22 protein-coding genes are annotated in these 26,966 nt (G+C 73.6%); 10 read left to right on the top strand and 12 right to left on the bottom strand.

What is annotated here, in order from left to right; all coding sequences use genetic code 11:
* Positions 1–11: 11 nt before the first annotated feature.
* Complete coding sequence (locus ACFXGN_RS17465; protein ID WP_384859526.1) at positions 12–1,499, bottom strand: MFS transporter; 1,488 nt, start codon at positions 1,497–1,499, stop codon at positions 12–14.
* A 116-nt stretch (positions 1,500–1,615) separates the two neighbouring features.
* Between ACFXGN_RS17465 and ACFXGN_RS17460 the strand changes: the two genes are divergently transcribed.
* Positions 1,616–2,140: a MarR family winged helix-turn-helix transcriptional regulator gene (locus ACFXGN_RS17460; protein ID WP_384859524.1), complete on the top strand. Its 525-nt coding sequence runs from the start codon at positions 1,616–1,618 to the stop codon at positions 2,138–2,140.
* Between the two features lie 176 nt (positions 2,141–2,316).
* On the opposite strand, the gene ACFXGN_RS17455 is transcribed toward ACFXGN_RS17460, so the two are convergent.
* Together ACFXGN_RS17455 and ACFXGN_RS17450 are read right to left on the bottom strand one after the other, a co-directional pair.
* The gene (locus ACFXGN_RS17455) at positions 2,317–3,108 is read right to left on the bottom strand and encodes a putative protein N(5)-glutamine methyltransferase (RefSeq protein WP_384859521.1); all 792 of its coding nucleotides are present in this window, start codon (positions 3,106–3,108) and stop codon (positions 2,317–2,319) included.
* A gap of 197 nt (positions 3,109–3,305) precedes the next feature.
* Entirely contained in the window at positions 3,306–3,791 is a 486-nt protein-coding gene (locus ACFXGN_RS17450; RefSeq protein WP_384859520.1) for a glutathione peroxidase, read from the bottom strand.
* A gap of 36 nt (positions 3,792–3,827) precedes the next feature.
* On the opposite strand from ACFXGN_RS17450, the gene ACFXGN_RS17445 reads away from it, so the two are divergent.
* Together ACFXGN_RS17445 and ACFXGN_RS17440 are read left to right on the top strand one after the other, a co-directional pair.
* Positions 3,828–4,109, top strand: coding sequence for a DUF6011 domain-containing protein (locus tag ACFXGN_RS17445; RefSeq protein WP_384859518.1), 282 nt, complete (start codon positions 3,828–3,830; stop codon positions 4,107–4,109).
* A gap of 93 nt (positions 4,110–4,202) precedes the next feature.
* Positions 4,203–5,273 (top strand): RNA ligase (ATP), encoded by a 1,071-nt coding sequence (locus ACFXGN_RS17440; protein ID WP_384859516.1) that lies wholly within the window; start codon positions 4,203–4,205, stop codon positions 5,271–5,273.
* A 42-nt stretch (positions 5,274–5,315) separates the two neighbouring features.
* Here the strand turns inward: ACFXGN_RS17440 and ACFXGN_RS17435 are convergent, their stop codons facing one another.
* Both ACFXGN_RS17435 and ACFXGN_RS17430 read right to left on the bottom strand, forming a co-directional pair.
* Positions 5,316–6,179 carry an acyl-CoA thioesterase II gene (locus ACFXGN_RS17435; RefSeq protein ID WP_366442635.1) on the bottom strand — a complete coding sequence of 288 codons (864 nt, stop codon included), beginning with the start codon at positions 6,177–6,179 and terminating at the stop codon, positions 5,316–5,318.
* Positions 6,180–6,218: 39 nt separating this feature from the next.
* Positions 6,219–8,792, bottom strand: a complete 2,574-nt coding sequence (locus ACFXGN_RS17430; RefSeq protein WP_384859514.1) for a DEAD/DEAH box helicase — start codon at positions 8,790–8,792, stop codon at positions 6,219–6,221.
* 70 nt (positions 8,793–8,862) lie between these two features.
* Here ACFXGN_RS17430 and ACFXGN_RS17425 point away from each other — a divergent pair, with 70 nt between their 5' ends.
* On the top strand, positions 8,863–9,654 hold the full coding sequence (locus ACFXGN_RS17425; protein WP_351783750.1) for a metal-dependent hydrolase: 792 nt from the start codon (positions 8,863–8,865) through the stop codon (positions 9,652–9,654).
* A 90-nt stretch (positions 9,655–9,744) separates the two neighbouring features.
* Here ACFXGN_RS17425 and ACFXGN_RS17420 read toward each other — a convergent pair whose 3' ends face one another.
* Entirely contained in the window at positions 9,745–10,248 is a 504-nt protein-coding gene (locus tag ACFXGN_RS17420; protein ID WP_384859511.1) for a DUF4232 domain-containing protein, read from the bottom strand.
* Between the two features lie 157 nt (positions 10,249–10,405).
* Between ACFXGN_RS17420 and ACFXGN_RS17415 the strand changes: the two genes are divergently transcribed.
* Entirely contained in the window at positions 10,406–11,314 is a 909-nt protein-coding gene (locus ACFXGN_RS17415) for an NAD(P)-dependent oxidoreductase (RefSeq protein WP_384859509.1), read from the top strand.
* A gap of 189 nt (positions 11,315–11,503) precedes the next feature.
* On the opposite strand, the gene ACFXGN_RS17410 is transcribed toward ACFXGN_RS17415, so the two are convergent.
* The gene (locus tag ACFXGN_RS17410) at positions 11,504–13,285 is read right to left on the bottom strand and encodes an ABC transporter ATP-binding protein (protein WP_384859506.1); all 1,782 of its coding nucleotides are present in this window, start codon (positions 13,283–13,285) and stop codon (positions 11,504–11,506) included.
* On the bottom strand, positions 13,282–15,087 hold the full coding sequence (locus ACFXGN_RS17405; RefSeq protein WP_384859503.1) for an ABC transporter transmembrane domain-containing protein: 1,806 nt from the start codon (positions 15,085–15,087) through the stop codon (positions 13,282–13,284). Before ACFXGN_RS17405 ends, ACFXGN_RS17410 begins: the two co-directional genes overlap by 4 nt.
* 193 nt (positions 15,088–15,280) lie before the next feature.
* Between ACFXGN_RS17405 and ACFXGN_RS17400 the strand changes: the two genes are divergently transcribed.
* Positions 15,281–16,897 (top strand): peptide-N4-asparagine amidase, encoded by a 1,617-nt coding sequence (locus ACFXGN_RS17400; RefSeq protein WP_384859502.1) that lies wholly within the window; start codon positions 15,281–15,283, stop codon positions 16,895–16,897.
* A gap of 54 nt (positions 16,898–16,951) precedes the next feature.
* Here ACFXGN_RS17400 and ACFXGN_RS17395 read toward each other — a convergent pair whose 3' ends face one another.
* The 3 genes from ACFXGN_RS17395 to ACFXGN_RS17385 all read right to left on the bottom strand — a co-directional run bounded on the left by ACFXGN_RS17395 (position 16,952) and on the right by ACFXGN_RS17385 (position 21,983).
* Positions 16,952–18,373, bottom strand: coding sequence for a Gfo/Idh/MocA family protein (locus tag ACFXGN_RS17395; protein ID WP_384859499.1), 1,422 nt, complete (start codon positions 18,371–18,373; stop codon positions 16,952–16,954).
* Between the two features lie 231 nt (positions 18,374–18,604).
* On the bottom strand, positions 18,605–21,529 hold the full coding sequence (locus ACFXGN_RS17390; RefSeq protein ID WP_384859497.1) for an FAD-binding and (Fe-S)-binding domain-containing protein: 2,925 nt from the start codon (positions 21,527–21,529) through the stop codon (positions 18,605–18,607).
* A 70-nt stretch (positions 21,530–21,599) separates the two neighbouring features.
* On the bottom strand, positions 21,600–21,983 hold the full coding sequence (locus ACFXGN_RS17385) for a MarR family winged helix-turn-helix transcriptional regulator (RefSeq protein ID WP_384859808.1): 384 nt from the start codon (positions 21,981–21,983) through the stop codon (positions 21,600–21,602).
* A 277-nt stretch (positions 21,984–22,260) separates the two neighbouring features.
* On the opposite strand from ACFXGN_RS17385, the gene ACFXGN_RS17380 reads away from it, so the two are divergent.
* From ACFXGN_RS17380 to mltG, 3 genes are all read left to right on the top strand, one after another.
* Complete coding sequence (locus ACFXGN_RS17380; protein WP_384859494.1) at positions 22,261–24,126, top strand: ABC transporter ATP-binding protein; 1,866 nt, start codon at positions 22,261–22,263, stop codon at positions 24,124–24,126.
* Positions 24,127–24,177: 51 nt separating this feature from the next.
* Positions 24,178–24,309, top strand: a complete 132-nt coding sequence (locus tag ACFXGN_RS17375; RefSeq protein ID WP_384859491.1) for a hypothetical protein — start codon at positions 24,178–24,180, stop codon at positions 24,307–24,309.
* Positions 24,310–24,414: 105 nt separating this feature from the next.
* Positions 24,415–25,305, top strand: a complete 891-nt coding sequence (gene mltG / locus ACFXGN_RS17370) for an endolytic transglycosylase MltG (protein ID WP_384859489.1) — start codon at positions 24,415–24,417, stop codon at positions 25,303–25,305.
* A 70-nt stretch (positions 25,306–25,375) separates the two neighbouring features.
* On the opposite strand, the gene ACFXGN_RS17365 is transcribed toward mltG, so the two are convergent.
* Positions 25,376–26,488 carry an NAD(P)-binding domain-containing protein gene (locus ACFXGN_RS17365; RefSeq protein ID WP_384859486.1) on the bottom strand — a complete coding sequence of 371 codons (1,113 nt, stop codon included), beginning with the start codon at positions 26,486–26,488 and terminating at the stop codon, positions 25,376–25,378.
* Positions 26,489–26,674: 186 nt separating this feature from the next.
* Here ACFXGN_RS17365 and ACFXGN_RS17360 point away from each other — a divergent pair, with 186 nt between their 5' ends.
* Entirely contained in the window at positions 26,675–26,917 is a 243-nt protein-coding gene (locus ACFXGN_RS17360) for a hypothetical protein (protein WP_384859484.1), read from the top strand.
* The last annotated feature ends 49 nt before the right edge of the window (positions 26,918–26,966 follow it).

Raw genomic sequence — 26,966 nt, 5'->3', positions numbered from 1 at the left:
CCGGCCGTGCCTCACCCGGTGAGCTGTCGCGGGGCGGCGGCCTCGGGGGCGCCGCCGTGCTGTTCCTCCTCGGGGCGGCCCTTCCTGGGCAGCAGGAAGGTGATCGCGAGGAACGTCACCAGCAGGCAGGCCTGGACGATCAGCGCGCGGTGGAAGCCCCCGGTGAAGTCCCCGTCCTCGGCCCGTGCGAAGAACACCGAGCCGAACACCGCGACGCCGACCGAACCGCCGACCGCCTGGACGGCCGTGAGGACGCCGGAGGCGGAACCGATCTCGTCGTCGTCGACCGCGGCCAGGATGAAGCTGAACAGGGCGGCGATCACCATGCCCGCCCCGGCACCGGCCACGGCGGTGCCGGGGACGATGTCCCAGACCGAGAACGAGGCGGTGCCGAGGGAGTCCAGCTCGAACCAGAGCAGGGCCGCACCGGCCAGTTGGACCAGCGGTCCGATCTGGAGCACCTTGCGGCCGATCCGGTCCGCGAGGAACGCGCCGCTGACGGCGCCGCCGACGGCGGTTCCCACCGCGAGCGGAAGGTTGCCGAGCCCCGCGTCACCGGCGGTGAAGCCCTGGCCGATCTGGAGGAACAGGGTCAGGACGAGCTGGGTGCCGATCAGCCCGCCGAAGAACAGGGCGATGCCGCCGAGCCCGACGGTGAAGGCCGGTTTGCGGAGCAGGCCCGGGGTCACCAGCGGCTCGCGGCCGGCGGCGGCGGTCCGGCGCTGCTGGACGGCGAACAGGGCGAAACCGGCCGCGGCGGCGGCCATGCACAGCCAGGTCCACAGCGGCCAGCCGTCCTCCTGCCCCTGGTTGAGCGGCAGCACGAGCAGGGCGCAGGCCGCCATGACCAGGACCGCGCCGGTGGTGTCGACCCGCACCGTGCGGTCGCCCGCCTTCCTCGGTACGAACTTCGCCGCGACGGCCAGCGCCGCGAGGCCGATGGGCAGGTTGATCAGGAACACCGAGCGCCAGCCCAGACCGAAGAAGTCCCCCTCGATGAGGAAGCCGCCCAGGACCGGGCCGATGATGCCGCCCAGACCGAGGACGGGGCCGAAGACCGCGAAGACCCTGGTGAGTTCGGGACCGGAGAAGTTCTCCCGCAGCAGCCCGAGGCCCTGGGGCAGCAGCAGCGCCCCGGCGGTGCCCTGCAGCAGCCGGAAGGCGATCAGCGACCCGATGTCCGGCGCGAGCGCGCACAGCAGCGAGGCGGCGGTGAAGGCCGCCAGGCCGATCAGGAACATCCGGCGCCTGCCGTAGCGGTCCCCGAGCCTGCCGCCGAGGATCAGACCGGCGCCCAGGGTGAGGGCGTAGCCGCCGATCACCCACTGGAGCCCGACGGAACCGGCGCCGAGCGATCTCTCCAGGTCCGGCCCGGCGACGTTGACGATGGAGGCGTCCAGGAGGTCCATGATCTCGGCGACGATCATCACCGCCAGGATCAGCCATCGCCACCGGTAGGGCCCGCTGGTCTCGTCAGGGGTGGGGGACGGGTCACGCACGCCAGATACCTCCATCGTGAAGTAATTCCATGGTGAAGGTAAAGTGGGGGCGGTAGGTTGTCAAAGCGGAACGACGGCGCGGACGGCGTGGCGGACGGGAAGGCGGAGGGACCGGTATGGAGGAAGCGGTGCGCGACGACGTCACGGAGCGGCGCGAGCGGCTGATGGAGGCGCTGCGGATCTACGGCGGCCACTACGCCGAGCTCAGCCGCCGCTTCGCCGCCTGGCTGGGCCTGCACTCCACCGACGCCACGGCGGTACTGGAGATCGCGGCGGCCGAGGAGCGCGGCACCCCCCTCTCACCGGCGCGGCTGAGCGAGCGCATCCCCCTGTCCACGGGAGCCACCACCGCGCTGCTGAACCGGCTCGAAGCGGCGGGGCACATCACCCGCGCCCGCGAACACTCCGACCGGCGCGTCGTCACCCTGCGCTGCGGCGGGCACATCCAGGAACGGGCGGACGAGTTCTTCGGTCCGCTCGCCGGGCGCCTCGACACCGCGATGTCGCACTACCCGCCGAGGCTCCTGGAGGAGTTCGAGTCCTTCCTGGCCGTCCTGAACGTCACCATGGACACCCATCTCGCGGAGCGGGCGGCGGAGGCACCGCGCTCCCCCCGCCCCCCTGGCGACCGGACCGCCTGACCGGTCCGGACCCCCTTCCCGGGGCCGGACCTCACGAAAGCCCTCAGGCCGTACCCGGGCCGCCGGGGCACGCCCCCGGCCCCTCAAGGCCGCACCCGGGCTGCCCGAGCCGACCCCGGCCCCGCCCCCCGGCCACCGTGCCCCGGCCCCGCCCGGTCGTCATCCCCACCTGGTCGTCATCCCCGCAGGGTCGCCACGAGCACGGTCGCGTACCGCTCCTCGCAGCCGATGATCCGGGGCTCCAGACCGTGCGCGGCCACCGCCTCCGTCGCGCGGACGGCCTGCCGCTCGCCGGTCTCGACCAGCAGCCGCCCGCCGGGCGCCAGCCACCGGGGTGCCTCGGCGGCGACCCGGCGCAGCACGTCGAGCCCGTCGGGGCCGCCGTCCAGCGCGACCAGCGGTTCGTGCTCCCGGGCCTCCGGCGGCAGCAGACCGACCTCGCCGGTCGGTACGTACGGGACGTTGGCGACGAGGATCTCGACCCGGCCCCGCAGCGCGGCGGGCAGCGGGGCGAAGAGGTCGCCCTCGTGGACCCGTCCGCCGCGCGGCTCGATGTTCCGGCGGGCGCAGCGCACCGCGGCGGGATCGATGTCGGCGGCGTGCACCCGCGCGCCGGGCACGGCGGCGAGCAGGACCGCGCCCGCCGCGCCGGAGCCGCAGCACAGGTCGACGCAGAGGGCGCCGGGCGCGGCGAGCGCCACGGCCCGTCCGACGAGGAACTCGGTCCGTCGCCGGGGCACGAAGACGCCGGGGTCCACGCCCACCCGCAGCCCGGCGAAGTCGGCCCAGCCGACGACGTGTTCGAGCGGGATCCCGGCGGTGCGGCGGGCGACGAGGGCGTCGAGTTCATCGGCGTCCCGCGCCGCGGAGAGGAGGACGTCCGCCTCGTCCTCGGCGAACACGCAGCCCGCCGCGCGGAGCCGGGAGACGGTGGAGGGACGGAGGGACAGCGAGGGGTCGAGCGACATGAGACCTTCCGGGGAGCCGAGAAGGGAGGCTCCCGAGGCCGCTACGACCGGGCCGGTGGAACGGCCGCCGTGGGGGAGCTTCCCGCCTGCGTGGTGCTGATGGGTCCCACCTCCTCGGTCGTGTGTGCTGAGCCCGCCCATCCTACCCCGGTCGGCCCGGGAACGATCATCCCGGGCCGCTCGCGGGGCGGGCGGGCTCAGTCCGCGAGCGCCGCCTCGACGGCCGCCACCAGCTCGGGGGCGTCGGGCTCGGTGCGCGGGCGGAAGCGGGTGACCCGGCCGTCCCGGCCGACGAGGAACTTCTCGAAGTTCCACTGGACGTCACCCGCCTCGCCGTCGGCGTCGGCGGTCCGGGTCAGCTCCGCGTAGAGCGGGTGCCGGTCCGCGCCGTTGACGTCGGTCTTCTCCAGGAGCGGGAAGGACACCCCGTACGTCGTCGCGCAGAAGGTGCCGATCTCCTCGGCGGTGCCGGGTTCCTGGCCGCCGAACTGGTTGCAGGGCACCCCGAGCACGGTGAGCCCGCGCCCGCCGTACTCCTTCTGCAGCCGTTCGAGACCGGCGTACTGCGGGGTGAGACCGCACCGGGAGGCGACGTTCACGACCAGCACCGCGCGGCCGAGGTGGTCGGCGAGCGAGACCGGTTCGCCGGTCAGGGTCTTCAGCGCGATGTCGTACAGGCTCATGGGCTGCTCCTCGTCGGGATGGGGTTTGATCTCAGCATGGGTGACGAACCACTGGCAATCACGCTCGACCCGGCCGACTCCGGTACGGGCGGCTCCGCCGACTCCGCCGACGGCACCGGGCGCTCCCCGCGCCGGGTGTCCTGCAAGCTGTGCGGCCGTCCGCTGACCGGCGCGGGCTCCCGTCGCACCGGCCTCGGCCCGACCTGCGACGCCAAACTGCATCCCCCGGCCCCCGGCATCCGCACCCGCCGCCACGAGGTGGCCCAGGACCCGCTGCCCGGCACCGCACCGGAGGACGGCCCCGGCGAGGGCCGGTGACGCTACCACCCGGTAATTCGATCGCCCAGTCGATTCCGGCCCGACAGGGTGGGCCGGAACGAGACCCACCGCCGAACCCCCGGAGTCCCTGAGATGTCGACGCTGCGCGTCACCGCCGAAGTGCTGACCGTCCACCCCCATCCCGACGCCGACGCCCTGGAACTGGCCCAGGTCGGCCTCTACCGGGCCGTCGTCGCCAAGGGGGCGTACGTGACCGGCGACATCGCCGTCTACATCCCCGAGCAGGCGGTGCTGCCCGCCGCCCTGATCGAGGAACTCGGGCTGACCGGACGGCTCGCCGGGAGCGGCGCCGACCGGGTCACGGCGGTACGGCTGCGCGGCGAACTGTCCCAGGGGCTGGTCTGCAGGCCCGCCGCCCTCGCGGACGTCGACCTGGCCGAGGCGGCGGCCGGGGGAACGGACTTCGCCGGGCGCCTCGGCATCGTCAAGTGGTCACCGCCGGTGCCGCCGACGATGAGCGGCGAGGCGGAGAGCGCGCCCGACCTGCTGCCCTGGCCGGACATCGAGAACCTCCAGCGCCACCCCGACGTCTTCGAGCCCGGCGAACCGGTGGTCCTGACGGAGAAGCTGCACGGCACCGCGTGCCTGCTGACCCTCCACACGGAGGACGGGCGCGTCCAGGTGTCCTCCAAGGGCTTCGGGGCCAGGGGCCTCGCCCTCCGGGAGGACCCGCGCAACCTGTACTGGCGGGCCGTCCTCGCCCATGACCTGCCCGCCGCCGCACGGCGCCTCGCGGCCCGGCTCGGCGCCCGCCGCGTCGGATTCTTCGGCGAGGTGTACGGCGCCGGGGTGCAGGACCTCGCCTACGGCGCCGACGCCCGTACGGACGCCGTCGGTTACGCCCTCTTCGACGTGGCGGCCGAGATCGGCGGAGAGGTCCGCTGGCTGGACCCGGCGCAGGTCCTGGAGCCGGGCGAGGTGCCGCTGGTCCCGCGCCTGTACGAGGGACCGTACGACCTGGACACCGTCCTCGCCCACGCGAGCGGCCGGGAGACGGTCTCGGGACGGGAGACCCACCTGCGGGAGGGCGTCGTCGTCCGCGCCGCCACCGAGCGCCACAGCCCGGTCGTCGGCGGCCGGGCCGTCGCCAAGGCGGTCAGCCCGGCCTACCTCACCCGCAAGGGCGGCACCGAGTACGAGTGACCCGGGCCCGGGGTCACCCTCGGCGCCGGACCCCGCCCCGGGTCACAGCTTGCGGAACAGGCCCTCCTGGACCACGGACACCAGGAGCCGTCCCGCACGGTCGTAGATCCGGCCACGGGCGAGCCCCCGGCCGCCCGTGGCGATCGGCGACTCCTGGTCGTACAGGAACCACTCGTCGGCCCGGAACGGCCGGTGGAACCACATCGCGTGGTCCAGCGACGCCATGTCGAAACCGCGCGGACCCCACAAGGGCTCGACCGGGATGCGGACCGCGTCCAGGAGCGTCATGTCCGAGGCGTACGTCAGCGCGCAGGTGTGCACCAGCGGGTCGTCGCCCAGCGGCCCCACGGCCCGCATCCACACCGCCGAACGCGGGTCCGCGCCCTCAGCCTCCTCGTGCGTCCAGCGCAGCCGGTCCACGTACCTGATGTCGAACGGCTGCCGCCGGGCCATCCTCTCCAGGGCCTCGGGGAGCGCCCCGAGGTGGTCGCGGATCTCGTCCGCGACCGTCGGCAGCGTCTCCGGGTCCGGCACGTGCCGGGGCGGCAGCTGGTGCTCGAAGCCCGCCTCCTCCGGCGCGTGGAAGGAGGCCGTCAGATTGAAGATCGTCCGGCCCTCCTGCACGGCCGTGACCCGGCGGGTCGTGAACGAACGCCCGTCCCTGACCCGCTCCACCTGGTACACGATCGGCACGCCCGGACGGCCCGGCCGCAGGAAGTACGCGTGCAGCGAGTGCACCGGCCGCCCCTCCGCCACGGTCCGGCCCGCCGCCACCAGCGCCTGTCCGGCGACCTGCCCGCCGAAGACCCGCTGGAGGGACTCCTGGGGGCTGCGCCCACGGAAGATGTCGACCTCGATGCGTTCCAGGTCGAGCAGGTCGACGAGCCTCTCGGCGGGATTGGTCACCTTCGTCTCCTCAGGGTCTCGGCGGTGGTGTTCCCGGGCCTACAGCTGTCCGACGGACGTCACGCGCAGGACCGCGCGGCCCTCCTCGTCGGAGGCGGCGAGGTCCACCTCGGCGCTGATGCCCCAGTCGTGGTCGTCGTTCGGATCGGCGAACGTCTGCCGGACGCGCCACAGACCGTGCGCCGCGTCCTCCTCGATGTTCAGCAGCTTCGGCCCGCGCGCGTCCGGACCGGTGCCGAGGTCGTCGTACTCGTCCCAGTACGCGTCCATCGCCCCGCCCCACGCGTCGGCGTCCCAGCCCGAGCCCCCGTCCAGCTCGCCGAGCGCCGACAGGTTGTCGAGGGCGGCCAGCTCCACCCGGCGGAACATCGCGTTGCGCACCAGGACCCGGAAGGCACGGGCGTTGGCGGTGACCGGCTTGACCTGGTCGGCCTTCTCCTGCGCCTCCTCGGCCGTCTGCACCTCCGGGTTGGCCAGCTGCTCCCACTCGTCGAGCAGCGAGGAGTCCACCTGACGCACCATCTCGCCCAGCCAGGCGATCAGGTCCTCCAGGTCCTCGGTCTTCAGATCGTCCGGGATGGTGTGGTCCAGCGCCTTGAACGCGCCCGCGAGGTACCGCAGCACGATGCCCTCGGTCCGCGCCAGCTCGTACCAGGAGGTGAACTCGGTGAACGTCAGCGCCCGTTCGTACATGTCACGGACGACCGACTTCGGCGACACGGGATGGTCGCCGACCCACGGGTGCGACGTCCGGTAGACGTCGTACGCGTGCCAGAGCAGCTCCTCCAGCGGCTTGGGGTACGAGATCTCCTGGAGCCGCTCCATCCGCTCCTCGTACTCGACGCCGTCCGCCTTCATCCGCCCCACGGCCTCACCGCGCGCCTTGTTCTGCATGGCGGCGAGGATCTGGCGCGGGTCGTCCAGCGTCGACTCCACCACGGACACCATGTCCAGGGCGTACGAGGGGGACTCCGGGTCCAGCAGGTCGAAGGCGGCGAGCGCGAACGTGGACAGCGGCTGGTTGAGCGCGAAGTCCTGCTGGAGGTCGACCGTGAGCCGGATCGTGCGGCCCTCCGCGTCCGGCTCCGCCAACTGCTCCACCACGCCGCCGTCGAGCAGCGAGCGGTAGATCGCGATGGCCCGGCGGATGTGCCGCAGCTGCGCCTTGCGCGGCTCGTGGTTGTCCTCCAGGAGCTTGCGCATCGCCTCGAACGCGTTCCCCGGCCGGGCGATCACCGACAGCAGCATGATGTTGGTGACCTTGAAACGGGAGGTCAGCGGCTCGGGCTCGGCCGCGATCAGCCTCTCGAAGGTGGTGTCGCTCCAGGCGACGAAACCCTCCGGCGCCTTCTTCCTGACCACCTTGCGGCGCTTCTTCGGGTCGTCGCCCGCCTTCGCCAGGGCCTTCTCGTTCTCGATGACGTGCTCGGGCGCCTGCGCCACGACGAAGCCCGCCGTGTCGAAACCGGCCCGCCCCGCCCGCCCGGCGATCTGGTGGAACTCCCGGGCGCGCAGCGTCCGCACCCGGTTGCCGTCGTACTTGGTGAGGGCCGTGAAGAGCACCGTGCGGATCGGCACGTTCACCCCGACGCCCAGGGTGTCCGTCCCGCAGATCACCTTCAGGAGACCCGCCTGCGCCAGCTTCTCGACCAGCCGCCGGTACTTGGGCAGCATCCCCGCGTGGTGCACGCCGATGCCGTGACGCACATAACGCGAAAGGTTCTGGCCGAACTTGGTGGTGAAGCGGAAGTTGCCGATCAGCTCGGCGATCTTGTCCTTCTCCTCGCGCGTGCACATGTTGATGCTCATCAGCGACTGCGCCCGCTCGACGGCCTGCGCCTGCGTGAAGTGCACGATGTAGACGGGCGCCTGCCTGGTCTCCAGGAGCTCCGTCAGGGTGTCCGTGATCGGGGTGAGCCGGTACTCGTACGACAGCGGCACCGGCCGGGTCGCCGAGCGGACCACCGAGGTCGGCCGCCCGGTGCGCCGGGTCAGGTCCTTCTCGAACATCGACATGTCGCCGAGGGTCGCCGACATCAGCACGAACTGGGCCTGGGGGAGTTCCAGGAGCGGGATCTGCCACGCCCAGCCGCGGTCCTGCTCGGCGTAGAAGTGGAACTCGTCCATGACGACCTGGCCGATGTCGGCGTACTTGCCGTCCCGCAGCGCGATCGAGGCCAGTACCTCCGCCGTGCAGCAGATCACCGGCGCGTCCGCGTTCACGGAGGCGTCGCCGGTCAGCATCCCGACGTTCTCGGTGCCGAAGAGCTTGCACAGGTCGAAGAACTTCTCCGACACCAGGGCCTTGATCGGCGCGGTGTAGAAGGTGACCTGGTCGTTCGCCAGCGCCGTGAAGTGCGCGCCCGCCGCGACCAGCGACTTCCCCGATCCGGTGGGGGTGGACAGGATGACGTTGGCCCCGGAGACGACCTCGATCAGCGCTTCTTCCTGAGCCGGGTAGAGCGTGATGCCCTGCTCCTCGGCCCAGGAGGAGAAGGCCTCGAAGAGGGCGTCGGGGTCGGCTGTCGGCGGAAGCTGATCGATAAGGGTCACGCCCCCATCTTGCCTGGATTCCGCCCGGATGAGGGAACCGGCCACCGGAACGAAGATCACGAACGATAGGATCTTCCGTCGACCGGTCGTCAACCGAACACCGGCGCGGGAGAGACGGGGCGGGCCAACCATGATGGGACCGGCGCATTCACTGTCCGGAGCGGCGGCCTGGCTGGGGGTCGGGGCGCTCGCGGCGGCCTACGACCGGCCGATGCCCTGGCCCGTTCTCGTCGTCGGCGCGCTCATCTGCGCGGGCGCCGCCCTCGCCCCGGACCTCGACCACAAGTCGGCGACCATCTCGCGCGCCTTCGGACCCGTCTCCCGGGGCCTGTGCGAGATCGTCGACAAGCTGTCGTACGCCGTCTACAAGGCGACCCGCTCCTCCGCCGACCCGCGCAGGTCGGGCGGCCACCGCACCCTCACCCACACCTGGCTCTGGGCGGTCCTGATCGGCGGCGGCGCCTCCTTCGCGGCCGTCACCGGTGGCCGCTGGGCGGTCCTGGCCATCCTCTTCGTCCATCTGGTGCTCGCCGTGGAGGGCCTGCTGTGGCGGGCCGCCCGGATGTCCAGCGACGTCCTGGTCTGGCTGCTCGGCGCGACCAGCGCCTGGATACTCGCGGGCGTCCTCGACAAGCCCGGCAACGGCTCCGACTGGTTCTTCACCGGACCCGGCCAGGAGTACCTGTGGCTGGGCCTGCCGATCGTGCTCGGCGCCCTCGTCCACGACATCGGCGACTCCCTGACCGTCTCCGGCTGCCCGGTCCTCTGGCCGATCCCGGTCGGCAGGAAGCGCTGGTACCCGATCGGCCCGCCCAAGGGGATGCGCTTCCGGGCCGGGAGCTGGGTCGAGCTGAAGGTCCTGATGCCCGCCTTCATGCTCCTCGGCGGCGTCGGCGGAGCCTCGGCCCTCGGCTTCTTCTAGACCTCCGGACCCCTCCCGTAGACCTCCGGACCCCTCCCGGCGCCCTTTCCGCCCCCCCCGGGACCGAGCCTCCCGGCCCCCCCGCAGGGGTCAGGAGCCCTGCTGGACCGGGCCGACGAGGGTTCCGGCGGCGACGCGCAGCGCGCCCTCGGCGAACGAGGTGCCGGGGATCTGCCCGCCCGGAGCCCGGAGCGTGAAGGACACCTCGTCCGCCGCGACCTGGCGGGCGTCGGAGGGGACCTGGATGTCGAAGTGCACCGGACGGCCGGGGCCGAAGGTCACCGCGACGCGCTGGTCGCCGTACGCGCCCGGGGTGATCCGGGCCGGGTCGCCGTGCCCGGAGAACCGCACGTCCGCCGGTGAACCGGCCAGGACACAGGAGGCGTAACCGCGCGGGGCCGTCAGGGTGACGCGATAGTGGTGGTGACCGGCGCTCGCGGGCCCCGGAGTGATCTTCGCCAGATGGTTGGCCGGACGGCAGGCGGAGGGAGCGGTGCCGGAGTCCGCCGGTGCCGCCAGGGCGACGGCGGGAGCCGCAGCGGCCAGCAGCAGGGCGGCGAGGGCGACGGCGGCGGTCTTGCGGTGGTTGCGCATGGGCGTTCCTTGCCTCGCTCGACGGTCCGGCGGACGCTCGGGGCCGGAACCATGGTCAGTGCAAGGAGTTCCCCCTCCCGCCGCCGGGGAATGTCCCAGAACCGTCACGGCACGGATGCCCGAACCCGTGCCCGCACCCCGAGAGGACCCCACCGCCATGACCGAACGGAACCCCCGCACCGCAGGACCCACCGTCGCCGTCCTCGGTACGGGGATCATGGGCGCCGCGATGGCCCGCAGCCTGGTCCGGGCCGGACACGCCGTCCGCGCCTGGAACCGCACCCGCGACAAGGCGGAACCGCTCGGCGCCGACGGGGTGGACGTCGTCGACACCCCGGCGGAGGCCGTCCGGGACGCGGACGCCGTCCTGACCATGCTCTACGACGGACCCGCCGTCCTCGACGTGATGACGCGGGCCGCCGGGGCCCTGCGCCCCGGCACGCTCTGGGTCCAGTCGACCACCGTGGGCGTCGACGCGATCGGCGAGCTGGCCGGCTTCGCCCGTGCGCACGGTCTCGTCCTCTTCGACGCCCCCGTCCTCGGCACCCGGGAGCCCGCCGAGGCCGGGCGGCTGACGGTCCTGGCGGCGGGTCCGGAGCGGCACCGCCGGGCCGTGGCCCCCGTCCTGGACGCGATCGGCGCCCGTACGGTGTGGACCGGCGAGGACGGGGCGGCGGGCAGCGCCACCCGGCTCAAGCTCGTCGCCAACAGCTGGGTCCTCGCCGTCACCAGCGCGACCGGTGAGGTCCTGGCCCTGTCCAAGGCCCTCGGCGTCGACCCGCAGGGCTTCTTCGACGCGGTCGAGGGCGGCGGACTCGACCTGCCCTATCTGCGGGCCAAGGCCGCGCTGGTCCTGGAGGACCGGCTGTCCCCGCCCCAGTTCACCGTGGACACCGCCGCCAAGGACGCCCGTCTGATCGTCGAGGCCGGGCGCCGGTACGGGGTCCGCCTCGACATCGCCGCCGCGGGCGCGGACCGCATGGAGCGCGCCTCGGCGGCGGGACACGGCGCCGAGGACATGGCCGCCGCCTACTACGCCAGCTTCGAGGCCCCGGACCGGCCCTGAACCCGGCGACCCCGGACCGGCCCTGGATCCGGCGGTCCGGGACCGGCCCCTGGATCCGGCGGCCCGGTCCGAGGCCCGAGCCGGTCCCGACCGCCTCCCCCCGGCGTACGGACAGCGGAACGGCCCGGTGGGCGGCCCCGTGACCGGGGCCGCCCACCGGACGCCGTCGCACACCCCGCCCCGGCCGGGTCAGCCGTGCCAGGACCGCCACAGGGCCGCGTAGGCGCCGTCCGCCGCGACCAGCTCCGCGTGGCTGCCCAGCTCGGAGATCCGGCCGCTCTCGACCACCGCGATCAGATCGGCGTCGTGCGCGGTGTGCAGCCGGTGCGCGATGGCCACGACCGTCCGCCCGTCCAGGACCCGGGCGAGGGAGCGCTCCAGATGCCGGGCCGCCCGGGGGTCCAGCAGCGAGGTCGCCTCGTCGAGGACCAGCGTGTGCGGGTCCGCGAGGACCAGCCGGGCCAGCGCGATCTGCTGCGCCTGCGCCGGGGTCGTCGTCCGGCCGCCCGAACCGACCTCGGTGTCCAGGCCCCCTTCCAGAGCCCGCGCCCACCCCTCGGCGTCCACCGCCGCGAGCGCCGCCCACAGCTCGGTGTCCGTCGCGTCCGTCCTGGCCAGGAGCAGGTTGTCGCGGAGGCTGCCCACGAAGACGTGGTGCTCCTGGTTGACCAGGGCCACGTGCTCACGGACCCGCTCGGCGGGCATCCGGGCCAGCTCGGCCGCGCCGAGCGTCACCGAACCCGTCCGGGGCGCGTAGATCCCGGCGAGCAGCCGCCCGAGGGTGGACTTGCCCGCGCCCGAAGGGCCCACCAGGGCCAGCCGGGTGCCGGGCGCCACCTTCAGGGACACCTGGTGGAGCACGTCGACGCCCTCGCGGTAGCCGAAGCCGACCTCGTCCGCGCGGACCGCGCGGCCCTCCGGCCGCACCCGCTCGTCGCCCGCCTCCGGCTCGATGTCCCGGACGCCCACGAGCCGGGCCAGCGACACCTGCGCGACCTGGAGTTCGTCGTACCAGCGGAGCACGATCCCGATCGGGTCCACCAGCATCTGCGAGAGCAGGGCGCCGGTCGTCAGCTGGCCCACGTCGATCCAGCCCTGGAGCACGAACACCCCGCCGAGCAGGAGCACCGCGCACAGCACCGTCGTATGGGTGAGGTTGACGACGGGGAAGAGCACCGACCGCAGGAAGAGCGTGTACCGCTCCCACGCGACCCACTCCGTGATCCGCCGGTCCGACAGGGCGATCCGGCGGGCGCCGAGGCGGTGCGCCTCGATCGTGCGGCCCGCGTCGACGGTCTCCGCCAGCGCCCCGGCGACCGCCGCGTATCCGGCGGACTCCGAGCGGTACGCGGCGGGCGCCCGCTTGAAGTACCAGCGGCAGCCCACGACCAGCAGGGGCACGGCGAGCAGCGAGGCGAGCGCCAGCGGCGGCGCCGTCACGGCGAGACCGCCGAGCAGGAGTCCCGCCCAGACGACGCCGATGGCCAGTTGGGGCACGGCCTCCCGCATCGCGTTGGAGAGCCGGTCCACATCGGTGGTGATCCGGGAGAGCAGATCTCCCGTCCCGGCCCGTTCGAGGACGCCCGGCGGCAGACCGACCGCCCGGACCAGGAAGTCCTCGCGCAGGTCGGCGAGCATCTCCTCGCCGAGCATCGCCCCGCGCAGCCGGACCAGCCGTACGAAGAAGGTCTGGACGAGCAGGGCGCCCGCGAACAGCGCGACCGTGCGCTCCAGATGGACCTCGCGGGCTCCCGAGGCCAGCGCGTCGACCACCGAGCCCAGCAGGTACGGGCCGACCATCGAGGCGATCACGGCGACCGCGTTCACCCCGACGAGCAGCGCGAACGCCCGGCGGTGGCGGCGCAGCAGCTCGCGGACGTAGCCGCGGACGGTCGCGGAGACGGCGACGGGCAGTGTCGTCGCGGTCGTCGGGGCCGCCGGGTCGTACTCCGGAGGCGCCAGGCCGATCATGCCGATTCCCCTTCCAGTGCTTCGATCCCGTCGAGGGGTCCGGCTGTCGGGCCGGGCTCCTCGACGGGATCGCGGGTGACGACCGCCCGGTAGCGGGGCTCCCGGGCGAGCAGGTCGCGGTGGCTGCCCACCGCGACGGCCTGCCCCTCGTGGACCAGGACGACCCGGTCGGCGCGGTCCAGGAGCAGCGGCGAGGAGGCGAGGACCACGGTGGTCCTGGCCCTGCGCAGCTCGCCGATGCCCGCGGCGACCCGGGACTCCGTGTGGGCGTCGACCGCCGAGGTGGGTTCGTCGAGGACGAGCACCTCCGGGTCGGCGACCAGCGAGCGGGCGAGCGCGAGCCGCTGGCGCTGGCCGCCGGAGAGCGACCGGCCCCGCTCGGTGACATGGGTGCGCATCGGGTCGCCGCCGTTGTCCGCGGCGGCCTGGGCGAGGGAGTCCAGGACGTCCTCGCACCGGGCCGCGGCCAGTGCCCGTTCGGCGGACACCGACCCGGAGGACGGCACGTCGAGCAGTTCGCCCAGGGTGCCGGAGAGCAGGACCGGCTCCTTGTCCTGGACGAGGACGGCGGTGCGGACGGTCTCCAGCGGCAGTTCGTCCAGCGGGACCCCGCCGAGGAGGACCGAGGTGTGGCCGTCCTCCGGTTCGGCCGGGTGCCCGCCCAGCCGGTCGGCGAGCCGTCCGGCGAGGTCGGGGTCGCCGCAGACGACGGCGGTGAACAGACCGGCCGGAGCCCGCAGGCCGGTCGCCGGGTCGTACAGGTCGCCGGTGGCCTCGCGGTCCCGGCCCCCGGCGGTGACCGTGTCGGTACGGGTGAGGGCGAGGACCCGGGCGGCCCGCTTCGCGGACGGCCGGGAGAAGGAGAAGGCCATCGCGATCTCCTCGAAGTTGCGCAGCGGGTGGTAGGTGAGGGCCACGGCGCTGTAGACGGTGACCAGTTCGCCGACGCCGATCCGCCCGTCGAGCGCGAGCCGGGTGCCGTACGCGACGACGCCGATGAGCAGGAGTCCGGGCAGCACGACCTGGGACGCGGAGATCAGCGCCCACATGCGGGCACTGTGCACGGCCGCCTCGCGGACCTCCTGGGAGGCGGCCCGGTAGCGGCTGAGGAAGAGGTCCTCGCCGCCGATGCCCCGCAGCACCCGGAGTCCGGCGACGGTGTCGGAGGCCAGCTCGGTGGCCCGGCCGGCCTTCTCGCGCTGGACGTCGGCCCGGCGGGTCGCGCGGGGGAGCAGCGGGAACGCGGAGAGGGCCAGCACGGGGACGCCGACGGCCACCACGACGCCCAGCGCGGGCTGGTAGAAGAGGAGTCCGACGCAGACGAGCACCAGGGTGACGGCGCCCGCGGCGAACCGGGAGAGGGCCTCGACGAACCAGCCGATCTTCTCGACGTCGCCGGTGGAGACGGCGACGACCTCCCCGGCGGCGACCCGGCGGGTCAGGAGGGAGCCGAGCGCGGCGGTCTTGCGGGAGAGGAGCTGCTGCACCCGGGCGGAGGCGGTGATCCAGTTGGTGACGGCGGTGCGGTGCAGCATCACGTCGCCGACGGCGATGGCCGCGCCGAGGACGAGGAGCAGCCCGCCGGTCAGCGCGAGGCGTCCGCCGTCGCGGTCCACCACGGCCTCCACGGCGATGCCGATGGCGAAGGGGAGTCCGGCGATGCCCAGGTGGTGGAGCAGCCCCCACAGTGTGGCCTTCACCTGGCCGGCGAGTTGTCGGCGGCCGAGCCAGACGAGGAACAGGGTGCCCGAGCGGACGTCCGGGACCCCTGGGTCGGCATGGGGAAGATCTCGAATCTGCATGGCGTCGCAGGGTCTCCGGGTCCGTCTCGGGGGAACGCGCGCCGGGGGTGTGCGACGGCGGGGGGAAACCGTGCAAGGTTCGCCTCTCCACCGCCCGGCGGCAATCGATTTTTCCCACGGTGGCACAGATCGCGCCATGTCCGCTCATCGTCCTCTGGACCGGCCGGTGATGACCGCGCTTCACTTCCGCCCCATGGGATCACTCAAGATCATGAGAATGCTCAGCGGTCTGGTGCTGGCGGCCGGAGCCGTCCTGACCGTCCCCCCGGCCGCCGCCGAGAGCCCCGACCGCCCCGCGCCACCGGCCGAGTTCACCGGTGACTGGCACGATCCGGTCACCGCGGCCCCGCCGGTCACCACTCCGGGCACCCGCACCTGCGAGGTCGTCCTCGCCGCCGCCCGGTTCCGGGACTTCACCCCCTACCAGGGGGACTACACCCCGCCGGAGAAGTGCGGCACCCGCTGGAACAAGGTCGTCCTGCGCCTCGAAGGGGCCGTGAAGGGACGCCAGTACGACCGCCTCGGCCATCTCTCCGTCGCCGGGGTGGAGATCCTCCGCACCTCCACCCCGCAGCCCTCGCCCGACGGCATCACCTGGTCCGTCGAGAAGGACGTCACCCGCTACCGGGACGTCCTCGCCCGCCCGGGACCCGTGGAGATGCTCATCGGCAATGTCGTGAACGAGACCTACACCGGCGTCCTCGACGTCCGCGCCACCCTCACCTTCCACACCGCCGAGGGCCGGGTGAGGCCCGCCGCGGACACCCCCGACCGGGTGCTCCCGCTCACCGGCGGCACCCTCACCACCCCGCGCAACACCGAACGGGTCCTCGCCGAGGTGTACGCCACCGGCTCCGGCGGCGGCTGCGAGGAGTACTGGTACCTCACCGTCCCCGAACCCGCCCCCTACTCCTGCCGGGCGGCGGACGGCCCCCACCGGGAGGTCCGGGTCTCGGTCGACGGGCGGCTCGCGGGCATCGCCGCCCCCTTCCCCACGGTCTGGACCGGCGGCTGGTCGAACCCCTTCCTCTGGTACGTCACCCCCGGTCCGCGCGCCTTCGACGTCCAGCCGCTGGTCTACGACCTGACGCCGTTCGCCGCCGTCCTCAACGACGGGCGCCCGCACCGGGTGGAGGTCACCGTCGCCGGGGTCCCGGCGGGTACGACGGGCTGGTCCGTCCCCGCCAACGTGCTGCTCTGGCAGGACGAGGGCAGCCGGGTCGTCACCGGCGCCCTCGACCGGCACGAGGAGACCGTCCCGCGCGGCTCCTCCGTCCACACCCCGGCGGGCGGCGGCGCCTCCGACCGGGTCGACACCGGGGCGGAGCACCGGCTCACCGTCGCCGGGCACCTGAACACCTCGCACGGCCGGGTGGCGACCACCGTCGACCGGAGCGTGGCGCACACCTCGGTCCACCGCTGGGGCGCGGGCGAGAACCCGGACGCGTTCACCGGGCGGTGGACCGACCGGGAGACCGTGACCACCGGCCGGACCGTCACCCGCGCCGACCGGACGTACACCATGGACGGGGAGACGACGACCGGCGCGGGGGACCGGCTGCGGACCGTCCTCACGCTGGGGGACCGGGCCGACGTCCGCGTCCTGCGCGACGGACGCCGGGTCTCCTGGTCCCGGCTGGACGACACCTGGAGCGGGGACGCCACGTACACCACGGGTGTCCCGCGCGACCAGCGGCACGCCGTCGGCACCACCCGGGAGCGCTACCGGCTGTACGGCTCCGGGGGCTGCTGGGACCGGAGCCTGACGAGCGTCCAGGGCACCCTCACCGAGGACCGGCGCCGCTGCTGAACGCACCGGTGCCCCGGCCCCGCCGACGGGGCCGGGGCACCGGCGCGCGCCCGGTCAGACGGGCTTGACCGAGTCCACTCCCGGGCGGGCCCTGCGCCACTCGCCACGGGTGAAGTCGGGGATGTCCTGGGGGGCGCCCTTGGCCCTGACGGACGCGTCGCTGAGCGGCACCGGGGCCGTCCAGGTGGCCGCGTCGTACACGTCGAAGTCGGGCACCAGACCCAGCCGTACGCACTGCATCAGGCGGTAGACCATGATGTAGTCCATGCCGCCGTGGCCGCCCGGCGGGTTGGCGTGGTCCTTCCACAGCCAGTGGTCGTACTCGGCCGCGTACGCCGAGAAGTCGCCCCACTCGTCGTCCTTGTGGTCCGGCTCCAGGTAGATCCGCGCCGGATAGTCCTCGAAGACGCCCCGGGTGCCGCCCAGGCTGTTGATCCTGCTGTACGGGTGCGGGGTGGAGACGTCGTGTTCGAGGCGGATCACCCGGCCGAGCGCCGTCCGCACCATGCTGATCGTCCGGTCGCTCCCGACGTACGACTCCTTCCAGCTCGGGTCGCCGGACGGCATGTGCTCCGCCCGGTACTCCGCGAGACCGAGCGCCGGGGTGCCGAAGCTGCTGATGCTCACCACCCGGTCGCCCCGGTTGACGTCCATGTAGTTGGCGACCGGGCCGAAACCGTGGTTGGGGTAGAGGTCGCCGCGCAGCCGGGTGTGCCAGAGACGGCGCCAGGGGCCCTCGTAGTACGTCGGGGAGAACATCAGACCGCGCAGGTCGTGGTTGTACGCCCCCGCCCCGTGCAGCAGCTTGCCGAACTTCCCGGCGTGCGCCATCCGCAGGACCCGCATCTCGTTCCGGCCGTAGCAGCAGTTCTCCAGCTGCATACAGTGGCGGCGGGTCTGCTCGGAGAGGTCCACCAGCTCCCACAGCTCGTCGAGCCGCATCGCGACCGGACACTCCACGCCGACGTGCTTGCCGTTCAGCATCGCGGCGCGCGCGACGGCGAAGTGGCTGTCCCACGGGGTGGCGACGTACACGAGGTCGATGTCGGAGCGGGCGCAGAGCCGCTCGTAGTCCTCCTCGCCGTTGGTGTACACGGCGGGCGCGGGGCGGCCCGAGGCGGTGACCGCCCTGACGGCCTGTTCGGCCTTGTCGCGGACCGGGTCGCAGACCGCGGTCACCTGGACCCAGGGCAGCGACAGGAAGTGGCCGATCATGCTGCTGCCCCGGTTGCCGTAGCCGACGATGCCGACCCGGACGGCCGACCGGCGCTGGAACGGCACTCCGGCCATGGTGGCGCCGCGCCGCTCGGGGGCGGCGGCGGTCCCGGCGGTGTCCTCCCGGGGCGCGGCGGGTACGGAACCGGCGGCGTGGGCGGTCGGGGCGCCGAGGGCGCCGATGCCGAGGCCCGCCCCGGCGGCGGCGGTGCCTCTGAGGACGTTGCGGCGGCTGGGGACGTGGGGTGTCTGCTCGCTCATGGAACCTCCCGGACGGTGTGCACGGCTGTTTCATGAATCCCGCACAGGACCCTGGCCCCGGAAGCCGACGGTCCGCAAGGGCGCCGACGGGACACTCACGACGGGTAGCTGGACCCTACTGTTCCGGATCACGTGCCGAGCGGCAGCGAACACCGACCGTCACCCGAACATACGAAGGGCTCCTCACCGCAAGGGGTGAGGAGCCCTCTGTCCAGGGGTTTTGACGCGGAGTCAGGGGCGCGTCGCGTGTTCCAGGGCGAGCAGCACCGACCCGTAGCTGCGGCCCGTCGCCCGGTCCATGCCGATCTCGCACATCCGGTTGGCCGAAAGGTGCGCGTCGAAGGGGCGGGCCGTGACCTCCGCCGCCTCGCGGGCCGTCGCCGAGGCCGTCAGCTCCGGGTGCAGCATCCCCCGGTCCCCGGCGAAGGCGCAGCAGCCCGCGTCGAGGGGCACGACGACCTCCTCCGCGCAGGCCCCGGCCAGCTCCGTCAGCCGGTCCTCGTCGCCCAGGTGCCGCATCGAGCAGGTGGGATGGACCACGGCGGAGCCGACCTTCCGGCGCACGTCGAGCCGGGGGAGCAGTTCGTCCGCCGCCCACACCAGTGAGTCCAGCACGGTCAGTTCGGCGTGCAGCTCCCGGTTGTCGTCCGTCAGATAGGGCACCACCTCGTGCGCGATGCCGAGCGTGCACGAGGAGGCGTCCACCACCAGCGGCAGCTTCCCGCCCGCCGTCCAGCCCCAGGCCGCCTCGACGATCCTGTTCGCCATCACCTCGTTGCCCCGCGCGTACCCCTTGGAGTGCCAGATCGTCGCGCAGCACGTGCCGGTGACGTCGTCCGGGATCCACACCGGCCGCCCGGCCCGCGCCGACACCGCGACGACGGCTTCCGGCAGCGAGGGGCCGCGCGAGCCCCCGGGATTGCCGAAGATGCGGTTCACACAGGCCGGGTAGTAGACGGCGACGGCCGCCGGGCGGTGGGTGCGCGGCAGCCGCCGGGGCGCCGCGCCGGGGATCTCCGGCAGCCACTCCGGTACGAGATCGGGGCGGACCGCCCTGCGGGCCAGGCCCGTCACCCGTTCCAGGACCCGGTCGCCGATCCGGTCGGCGGCGGCGACCGCGAGCCGGGCGGCGGTCTCCACCGCCCGGAAGTTCCCGGCGGTGAGGGCGGCGATCCGCTCCTCGCGCGGCGAGTGCCGCTCGTGCCGGAACTCCTTCATCAGCGCCCCGGTGTCGATGCCGACCGGGCAGGCCAGCTTGCAGGTGGAGTCGCCCGCGCAGGTGTCGACGGCGTCGTAGCCGTACGCCTCCAGGAGCCGGGCCTCGACGGGGGAGCCGTCGCCCTGCCGCATCATCTCCCGGCGCAGCACGATCCGCTGGCGCGGAGTGGTCGTCAGGTCGTGGCTGGGGCAGGTCGGTTCGCAGAAGCCGCACTCGATGCAGGGGTCGGCGACCGGCTCCACGGCGGGGATGGTCTTGAGGCCGCGCAGATGGGCGTGGGGGTCGCGGTCGAGGACGATCCTCGGGGCGAGCACCCCGTCGGGGTCGAGGGCCGCCTTGGTCCGCCACATCAGCTCGGTCGCCTTCGGGCCCCATTCCAGCTCCAGGAAGGGCGCGATGTTCCGGCCGGTGGCGTGCTCCGCCTTGAGGGAGCCGTCGAAGCGTTCCACGGTCACCCGGCAGAACTCGTCCATGAAGGCCGCGTACCGCCCGACGTCGGCGGGGTCGGCCGCGTCGAAGGCGAGGAGGAAGTGCAGGTTGCCGTGGGCCGCGTGCCCGGCGACGGCCGCGTCGAAGCCGTGCCGGGACTGGAGGTCGAGCAGGGTCGCGCAGGCCTCGGCGAGCCGTGCCGGGGGCACCGCGAAGTCCTCGGTGATCAGGGTCGTACCCGAGGGGCGGGAGCCTCCGACCGCCGTCACGAAGGCCTTGCGGGCCTTCCAGTAGCCGGAGATCCTGCCCGGGTCGCGGGTGAACGCGTTGTCCACGGACGCCACCGGGGCCACCAGGTCGAGCCCGGCGAGGACCTCCTCGGCCCGCCGCTCGTACGCCTCCCGCGCCGCCGCGTCCGGCGCCCGGAACTCCACCAGGAGCGCGGCGGTGTCCCGGGGCAGGCCGGCCCAGTCCGCCGGGACGCCCGGCACGCTCACCGAGGCCCGCAGGGTGTTGCCGTCCATCAGCTCCACGGCCGACGCCCCGGCCTCGTTGAACAGCGGCACGGCGGCGGCAGCGGCGGGCAGCGAGGGGAAGAAGAGCAGCGCCGTGGTCACCTCGCGGTCCAGCGGCAGGGTGTCGAAGACGACCTCCGAGATGAACCCGAAGGTGCCTTCGGAGCCGACCATCAGGCCGCGCAGGACGCCCGCCGGGGTGTCGGCGTCGAGGAAGGCGTCGAGCCGGTAGCCGTTGGTGTTCTTGATGGCGTACTTGGCCCGGATGCGGGCGGTCAGCTCGGCGTCCGCCTCGATCTCGGCCTTCAGGGCGAGCAGTTCCGCGCAGAGCCTCGGCTCGGCGCGGGCCAGTTCCTCGTCGGCGTCCGGGGCGCCGGTGTCCACCACGGTCCCGCTGGGCAGCACGAAGGTGAGCGAGGAGACGGTCCGGTAGGAGTTCCGGGTGGTCCCGGCGGTCATGCCGGAGGCGTTGTTGGCGACGACCCCGCCGATGGTGCAGGCGATGGCGCTGGCCGGGTCGGGGCCGAGGACCCGGCCGTACGGGGCGAGGGCCGCGTTGGCCCGGACGACGGTGGTGCCGGGGCGGATCCGGGCCCGCGCGCCGCCGTCCAGGACCTCGACGCCCACCCAGTGGCGGCGCACGTCGACGAGGATGTCCTCGCCCTGCGCCTGCCCGTTGAGGCTGGTCCCGGCGGCCCGGAAGACGACCTCGCGGCCCTTGCCGTGGGCGTAGGACAGGACGGTGGAGATGTCGTCGATGTCCTCGGCGACCACGACGACCTGCGGGACGAAGCGGTAGGGGCTGGCGTCCGAGGCGTAGCGGACCAGGTCGGAGATCTTCGACAGGACCTTCCCGGGGCCGAGCAGCCCGGTCAGTTCCTCGCGCAGCCGCCTCGGCGTGCCCCGGGCCTTGAGCTCGGGCACGCGGTCCGGGGCGGGGCTCCGCTCCGTGCCGGGGCGGAGGGCCCCCGGGTTCGGCTCAAGCAGCGGCATGGCACGGCTCCTCTCCGGCGCGTCCCCGGCCCCGGGGGCCCCTGCCGCCGGGGCAGGACCCCGCCGGGGGTCAGCAGCCGCCCTCCGGGCCCGGATCGACCAGGGCGGACAGCAGACCTCCGAGCACCTCGCGCTGGTCGACGGTCAATGGAGCAAGGATGTCCTCCGCGGCGGCCCGGCGCGCGCTGCGCAGCTCCCGCAGCGTGGCGCGTCCCTCGTCGGTCAGCTCGATCCGTATCACCCGGCGGTTGGCCGGGTCGGGCACCCGGCGCACCCGGCCGCCCGCCTCCAGGCCGTCGACGAGGCTGGTCACCGCGCGCGGGACGACTTCGAGCCGGGCCGCGAGGTCGGCCATCCGGGGCGGTTCCCCGAAGTGCGCGACGGTCCGGAGCAGCCGGGACTGGGCGGGGGTGATGCCGACCGGTTCGAGGTGGCGCTTCTGGATGCGGTGCAGGCGCCGGGTGAGCCGGAGGAGCTGCTCGGCGAGGAGCCCGTCGGCGTCGGACCCGCCCGGACGGCCGGTCCGGGCGGGGAGGGTGCCGAGGGGAGGCGCCGGTGCCGGTACGGCGGTGCGCGCGACGGCTCCGGTCGCCGCGGGCTCGGCGGGGACGGCTCCGGTCGGGACGGCGGAGGTGCTCATGCGGGAACAATATCAGGAGGTGGTTCATTGTGAACATAGGTAACAATGAGCTAGGCTCTCACCGACCACCGCCGATCCCCCGAAGGAGCCCATGCGCCCCGACGACCGGTCCGAATGGACGCCGCCGCCCCGCGATCCCGCCCAGCCGGGGGAGCCCGCGCAGCTACGGCGCATCCTCCGGCTCTTCCGCCCCTACCGCGCGCGCCTCGCGCTCGTCGGCCTCCTGGTCGGCGCCGCCTCGCTCGTCACGGTCGCCTCCCCGTTCCTGCTCAAGGAGATCCTGGACACCGCGATCCCCCAGGGCCGCACCGGGCTGCTCAGCCTGCTCGCCCTCGGCATGATCGCCACCGCCGTCCTGACCGGCGTCTTCGGCGTGCTCCAGACCCTGATCTCCACCACCGTCGGCCAGCGGGTCATGCACGACCTGCGCACCGGGGTGTACGAGCAGCTCCAGCGGATGCCGCTGGCCTTCTTCACCCGCACCCGCACCGGCGAGGTGCAGTCCCGCATCGCCAACGACATCGGCGGGATGCAGGCCACCGTGACCTCCACGGCGACCTCCCTGGTCTCCAACCTCACCGCCGTCGTCGCCACCGTCGTCGCCATGCTCGCCCTCGACTGGCGCCTCACCGCCGTCTCCCTGCTGCTGCTCCCGGTCTTCGTCTGGATCAGCCGCCGGGTGGGCCGCGAGCGCAAGCGGATCACCACCCAGCGCCAGAAGCAGATGGCCGCCATGGCCGCCACCGTCACCGAGTCCCTCTCGGTCAGCGGCATCCTGCTCGGCCGGACCATGGGCCGCGCCGACTCGCTGACCAGGTCCTTCGCCGAGGAGTCCGAGCGGCTCGTCGACCTCGAAGTGCGCTCCTCCATGGCCGGCCGGTGGCGGATGTCCACCATCGGCATCGTCATGGCCGCCATGCCCGCCCTGATCTACTGGGCCGCGGGCATCGTCCTGTCCCCGGGCGGCTCGGCGCTCTCGCTCGGCACCCTCGTCGCCTTCGTCTCGCTCCAGCAGGGACTCTTCCGGCCCGCCGTCAGCCTGCTCTCCACCGGTGTGCAGATGCAGACCTCCCTCGCCCTCTTCCAGCGCATCTTCGAGTACCTCGACCTGCCCGTGGAGATCACCGAACCCGCCGAGCCGGTCCGGCTCCCCGAGGTCCGGGGCGAGATCGGCTTCGAGAAGGTCGGCTTCCGCTACGACCCCGAGGGCGAGGGCCGCCCCACCCTCGACGGCATCGACCTCACGGTCCCCGCCGGAGGCAGCCTCGCCGTCGTCGGCCCCACCGGCTCCGGCAAGTCGACCCTCAGCTATCTGGTGCCCCGGCTGTACGACGTCACCGGCGGCCGGGTCACGGTCGACGGGGTGGACGTGCGCGACCTGGACTTCGACACGCTCGCCCGTGCGATCGGCGTGGTCTCGCAGGAGACGTACCTCTTCCACGCCTCCGTCGCCGACAACCTCCGCTTCGCCAAGCCGGACGCCACCGGCGCGGAGATCGAGGCGGCGGCCCGCGCCGCCCAGATCCACGACCACATCGCCTCGCTGCCGGACGGCTACGACACCCTGGTCGGCGAGCGCGGCTACCGCTTCTCGGGCGGCGAGAAGCAGCGCCTGGCCATCGCCCGCACGATCCTGCGCGACCCGCCCGTGCTGATCCTCGACGAGGCCACCAGCGCCCTGGACACCCGTACGGAGCACGCCGTGCAGCGGGCCATCGACTCCCTGTCCGAAGGCCGCACCACGATCACCATCGCCCACCGCCTCTCCACCGTCAGGGACGCCGACCAGATCGTCGTCCTGGAGGCGGGCCGGATCGCCGAGCGCGGCACCCACGAGGAACTCCTCGCACGGGACGGGCGGTACGCGGCCCTGGTCCGCCGGGACGCGCGCGGTGCGGACACCACCACGTTCGACGAACAAACGAACGTGGGAGCGGTTGTTCCCCAGAACGTGTGATCGTTCCGGTATCCATTGCCCCGCTCCCGTACGGCGTCCGATGATTGCGGTGTGCGTTCGACGGGCTGCAGACCGTCACCGCGCAGTCCCACACCGATGTACCTGTACGAGGAGAAACACCCCATGAACGTCATCACCAACCTGCTCGCCGGCGTCTTCCACTTCCTGGGATGGCTCGTCTGACGATCGCAGTGCCCGGCGCCGTCGGTCCCCCGTCCCCGGGGGTCGGCGGCGCCGCCGCGTGCGCGGTTCCCGGGATTCCGCTTCCGGCCGGGTTAGCGTGCGGCCATGACGTACCGGCCGTCCTCACCGTACGCACCCCCGCGCCGCTCCCGCCGTCCGTCCCTGCCCCGGCCGCCACGACGCCCCCGGCTCACCCGGCGCGGCAGGCTGGCACTGCTCCTCGGCGCCGTCCTCGCGGTGGCCGTCGGGGTCGGCGTCCCGCTGCTCCTGACCCGCGACGAACCCGCCGTCGAACCCGCCCGGACCCTGCTCGTCCCCGAGGGCTGGCGGGCCCGTCAGGTCTACACCGCCGTCGACCGGGCGCTCGGGCTGCCCGAGGGGACCGCGCGGAAGACCGCGACCGCGCCCGCCGCCGCCCTCGCGCTGCCCCGGGCGGCGGGCGGCAACCCCGAGGGCTATCTGTTCCCCGCGACCTATCCGGTGACCGGCGGCACCACCCCGCAGGGGCTGCTGAAGTTCATGGTGGACACCGCAGCCAAGCGCTTCGGCGCCGCCCGGATCGTGGCGGGCGCGAAGGCCCAGGGGCTCAGCGTCTACCAGACCGTGATCGCCGCGAGCATCGTGCAGGCCGAGGCCGACAATCCGGAGGACATGGCGAAGGTCGCCCGGGTCGTCCACAACCGGCTCGCCCGGGGCATGGCCCTCCAGATGGACTCGACCCTCAACTACGCGCTGGGCCGCAGCACCGTGGACACCAGCTACGAGGACACCCGCATCCGCAACCCGTACAACACCTACGAACGCAAGGGGCTGCCGCCGACTCCCATCGGCAACCCGGGCGACCAGGCGCTCGACGCGGTGATCCGCCCGACGGACGGCGACTGGCTCTACTTCGTCACGGTGGCCCCCGGCGACACCCGCTTCACCGCCGACTACGCCCGCCACCAGGAGAACGTCGCCGAGTTCAACGCCAACCGGGGCGCGGAACGAGGCTGACCGCGCCCGACCCCGCGCCCGGGCGGCGCCCGACGCCGGCGACCCGTCGCGGACCCCTTCGCGCGGGAGCCTACGGGGCGGCGGTGACGGCTCCGGCCGGGGGCCGGGCCAGCAGACGGCGGAGGTCGGACGCCGCCGCCCGTCCGGCCCTGTTGGCGCCGATCGTGGAGGCCGACGGGCCGTAGCCGACGAGATGGACGCGTCCGTCCCGTACGGCACGCGTCCCCTCGACCCGGATGCCGCCGCCCGGCTCGCGCAGGCCCAGCGGGGCCAGATGGCCGATCGCGGCACGGAAGCCGGTGGCCCACAGGATCACGTCCACGTCGACCGTCCGGCCGTCGTCCCAGGCCACCCCGGTCGGGGTGATCCGGTCGAACATCGGCAGCCGGTCCAGGACGCCCCGCGCGCGGGCCGCCCGCACCGCGTCGCTGAGCGGCAGCCCGGTGACCGAGACGACGCTCCGTGGCGGCAGCCCCCGCCGTACCCGCTCCTCCACCAGCGCGACGGCGGCCCGGCCCTCGCTCTCGCCGAAGGGCCCTTCCCGGAACACCGGTTCGCGCCGGGTCACCCAGAAGGTGTCGGCGGCGACGTCCGCGATCTCCATGAGGTGCTGGGTGCCGGACGCCCCGCCGCCGACCACGAGCACCCGCAGGCCCGCGAACTCCGCCGGTCCCGGATATCCGGCGGTGTGCAGCTGACGCCCCCGGAAGGTCTCCTGGCCCGGGTAGCGGGGCCAGAAGGGCCGGTCCCAGGTGCCGGTGGCGTTGACCAGGGCGCGGGCGGCGTACGGGCCCTCGGAGGTCTCGACGAGCAGCCGCCCGCCGGAGCCCTCCCGGACGGCGGTGACGTCCACGGGCCGGTGGACCCGCAGCCCGAAGGTCCGCTCGTACGCCTCGAAGTACCCGCCGATCACCTCCGACGACGGCCGGTCCGGATCGGCGCCGGTCAGCTCCATGCCGGGCAGCGCGTGCATCCCGTGGACCTTGCCGTACGTGAGCGAGGGCCAGCGGAACTGCCACGCCCCGCCCGCGCGCGGGGCGTGGTCCAGGACCACGAGGTCCCGGTCCGGCTCCAGACCGGACCGGGACAGATGGAAGGCGGCCGACAGCCCCGCCTGCCCGGCGCCGATCACGACGACGTCCACCGGCCGCCCGGACCGTCCGCCGTCCGACCCGTCTCTCACCCCAATGTCGTTCACGGTTCTACCAACCGGGCCGGGGGCGTGGATCTTCCCGCCGCCCGGTCAGCCCGGTGGGTGACCCCGGTGGGCCATCGGAGGGACGGCCCGTGTCCCGTGATCGGCACGCGCTGTTGGACCGACCGACGCGGCTCCTTCCTCCGCGTCGCACAAGAGACCACGGGAGTATTCATGCGTATGCGCTCTGTCCTGGCCGCGTCCGTCCTCGCCACCGGCATCCTGCTCGGTGGTGCCGGTGGTGCCCTGGCCCACGGTGGTGGCGGCGGCGGTTCCTACAACGGCGAGCACGGCGGCCAGCGGGCCGACACCACGACGTTCGCCGGTGTCATCGACCGTGTCGGTCCGGTCTTCTACCAGAACGACGGTTCCGAGACCGTGTGGAGCCGCGAGTCGGCCCTCGGCTTCTTCTCCTAGTCACACCGCTTCCGACGGGCCGCGTTCCTGATCGCACCGGCCCGAAGGA

Origin of the sequence: Streptomyces sp. NPDC059247, from assembly GCF_042754005.1 — a bacterium.
Taxonomy (GTDB): domain Bacteria; phylum Actinomycetota; class Actinomycetes; order Streptomycetales; family Streptomycetaceae; genus Streptomyces.
Note: the sequence above shows the minus strand (reverse complement) of the source record. Positions and strands in the feature narration are given on the sequence as shown.